This is a genomic window from Pseudomonas sp. PS02303, assembly GCF_029959925.1.
In the GTDB taxonomy this organism is placed as follows: domain Bacteria; phylum Pseudomonadota; class Gammaproteobacteria; order Pseudomonadales; family Pseudomonadaceae; genus Aquipseudomonas; species Aquipseudomonas mandelii.
Window position 1 is genome coordinate 1 of the sequence record NZ_JASCOM010000472.1, and the last position, 2179, is coordinate 2179.

4 protein-coding genes are annotated in these 2179 nt (G+C 60.4%); 1 reads left to right on the forward strand and 3 read right to left on the reverse strand.

What is annotated here, in order from left to right; translation table 11 throughout:
- Nucleotides 1-105: 105 nt before the first annotated feature.
- Together QMX98_RS34175 and QMX98_RS34180 are read right to left on the reverse strand one after the other, a co-directional pair.
- Nucleotides 106-477 carry a YajD family HNH nuclease gene (locus QMX98_RS34175; protein ID WP_010462132.1) on the reverse strand — a complete coding sequence of 124 codons (372 nt, stop codon included), beginning with the start codon at nucleotides 475-477 and terminating at the stop codon, nucleotides 106-108.
- 48 nt (nucleotides 478-525) lie between these two features.
- A complete protein-coding gene (locus tag QMX98_RS34180; protein ID WP_010462130.1) occupies nucleotides 526-1212 on the reverse strand; it encodes a spermidine synthase in 687 nt (228 codons plus the stop codon).
- Between the two features lie 80 nt (nucleotides 1213-1292).
- On the opposite strand from QMX98_RS34180, the gene QMX98_RS34185 reads away from it, so the two are divergent.
- Complete coding sequence (locus QMX98_RS34185; protein ID WP_010462128.1) at nucleotides 1293-1583, forward strand: hypothetical protein; 291 nt, start codon at nucleotides 1293-1295, stop codon at nucleotides 1581-1583.
- Here the strand turns inward: QMX98_RS34185 and QMX98_RS34190 are convergent.
- Nucleotides 1580-2053: a cyclic nucleotide-binding domain-containing protein gene (locus QMX98_RS34190; protein ID WP_077749165.1), complete on the reverse strand. Its 474-nt coding sequence runs from the start codon at nucleotides 2051-2053 to the stop codon at nucleotides 1580-1582. The two genes, QMX98_RS34185 and QMX98_RS34190, sit on opposite strands and share 4 nt — an antisense overlap.
- Nucleotides 2054-2179: the final 126 nt, after the last annotated feature.

Here is a 2179-nt window from a genome sequence, read left to right on the forward strand (position 1 = left end):
AGCCTCGCTCCTACAGGGACAGAGTCGATCACAATTGGGTGAACGACATATATCCGTAGGAGCGAGGCTTGCCCGCGAAGAGGCCTGTCCAGCGAATGAAAGTCTTCAGTCGTCTTTTTTCATCAGCCCCGCCAACGCCGCAAACGGGTTATGCGTCGCCTTGGCGATTTTCGGCGTGCTCAGCGAGCCTTCGTGAAAATACTGCTGGTCGGTATACCGCGAGTGTTCGTTGTCGTGGCAATACAGGCACAACAATTCCCAGTTCGAGCCGTCCTGCGGGTTGTTGTCGTGGTTGTGGTCGCGGTGGTGCACGGTCAACTCGCTCAGGCGTTTGCCGGAGAACTCGCGGGCGCAGCGGCCGCACACGTGCGGGTACATCTTCAGGGCTTTGTCGCGGTAACCCATTTCCTTGTCGCGCTGGTTGTCGGCGAGGATGCGATCCAGCTTCGAGGTATTGGTCGGCGTTGACGAACTCATGGGTTCACCTTTGTAAAAGACTAATGACGGTTATGGCGTGAGTTTAGCTCAGCCCTTGAGCTTCTCGGCAATCCAGATGGTGTGGCGGGTGCCTTTGTTGCCGTGGGCGAAGACCTGGACTTCTTCGGCCTTGAAACCGGCCTTCTTCAGCTTGTCGGAAAACTGCTTGTCGGCGCTGGCCGACCACACTGCCAGCACGCCTTTGGGCCGCAGGGCCTTGGCGCAGGCGCTCAGGCCACCGGCGGAGTAAAGCCAGCTGTTGGCCCGTTGGGTCAGGCCTTCGGGGCCGTTGTCGACGTCGAGCATGATCGCATCGAAACCTTGCGGCTCGGCTTGCAGGACTTTGGCCACGTCTTCCAGGCGAATCACGGTGCGCGGGTCGAGCAGCGGATTGCCGGCTTTCTCGCCCAACGGCCCGCGATTCCATTCCACCACGCCAGGCACCAGCTCGGCGACCACCACTTCAGCGGTCTTGCCCAAATGCTTGAGGGCCGAAGCGAGGGTAAAACCCATGCCGAGGCCGCCGATCAGCACTCGCGAGTTCGGCCGGCCGGCCACTTTGCGACACGGGATCTCGGCCAGGGCATCTTCTGAGCCGTGCATGCGGGTGTTCATCAATTGCCCGCCGTCGCCGCCCTGGATCTTGATGACGAAATCCTCGCCATACTCGAACAGGCACAAGGCGCCGCCGTTTTCAGGGATAGGGGCGGTGTCGAGCAGAACGAAACGTTTCATGGAAATCTCAAATTTGGGGAAGGCAAACAGAGGCAGTTGGGAGTAGCCTGCCAATGACAACAAGGCCAACGGAGCCATTGATGAAGCGCACCATTCTAACGGTCATTGCCTTGGCCGCGCTCTCGATAAGTGCAGTGCAGGCCCAGCAGTTGCAAACCATTCCAGCAAGCCCTGCGCCGATGCCCGGTTCGCCCGGCACGGCGACCCCGACGCCGTATCCGCCCATCACCCCGACCACCTTGCCCAAGGCCGGGCCTGGCAGTGGCGGCCCACCGCTGGTGCCGATCGAGATGCCCAGTCCGCCGACCAAGGATCAACCGGTGCCGGGGATTGAGCCGAACAGCACGAAAACCAAAACCCCAGGCGGTTAAACCTGCTGCGAGAGCAGTTGCCCGTCGGCCATGCGCAAGCGTTTGGAAAGGGCGACGGCGAGGGCGCGGATGATCTTGGCGGCGATTTTCGGCGCCTCGTTGATCATTTTTTCCAGAGAGTCTTTACCCAGGTTCAGCAGTTGGCAGTTGCTGGCGGCCACGCAACTGGCCGACCGGCGTTCGCCATCAAGCACCGCCATTTCGCCGAACGAGCGACCGCTGCGCAGGGTGGCCATGGTCACCAGCTGCCCGTCGCCGTTGGTCTTCTGCACCGACACCTGGCCGGTATGGATGATGCACATGAAACTGCCGGCATCACCCTCATGGAAAATCTCTTCGCCTTCGGCGATGGTGCTGATGCTGAAGTAGCCGGAGGCCGCGGCGAAGTCTGCCGGCAGCAATTGATCGAACAGGCCGCAGTCCATCAGCCAGTCGCGGATTTCGTTGTTCAGTAAGGTCGGTTCTGACATGTCGGCACGGTCTTTTTCTTGTGTCTGGTTCCGGTTGTTCGGGACATCCCCAATCCCTGTGGGAGCGAGCCTGCTCGCGATTGCAGTGTGTCAGTCACGCAATTATTGACTGAAAGTCCGCTATCG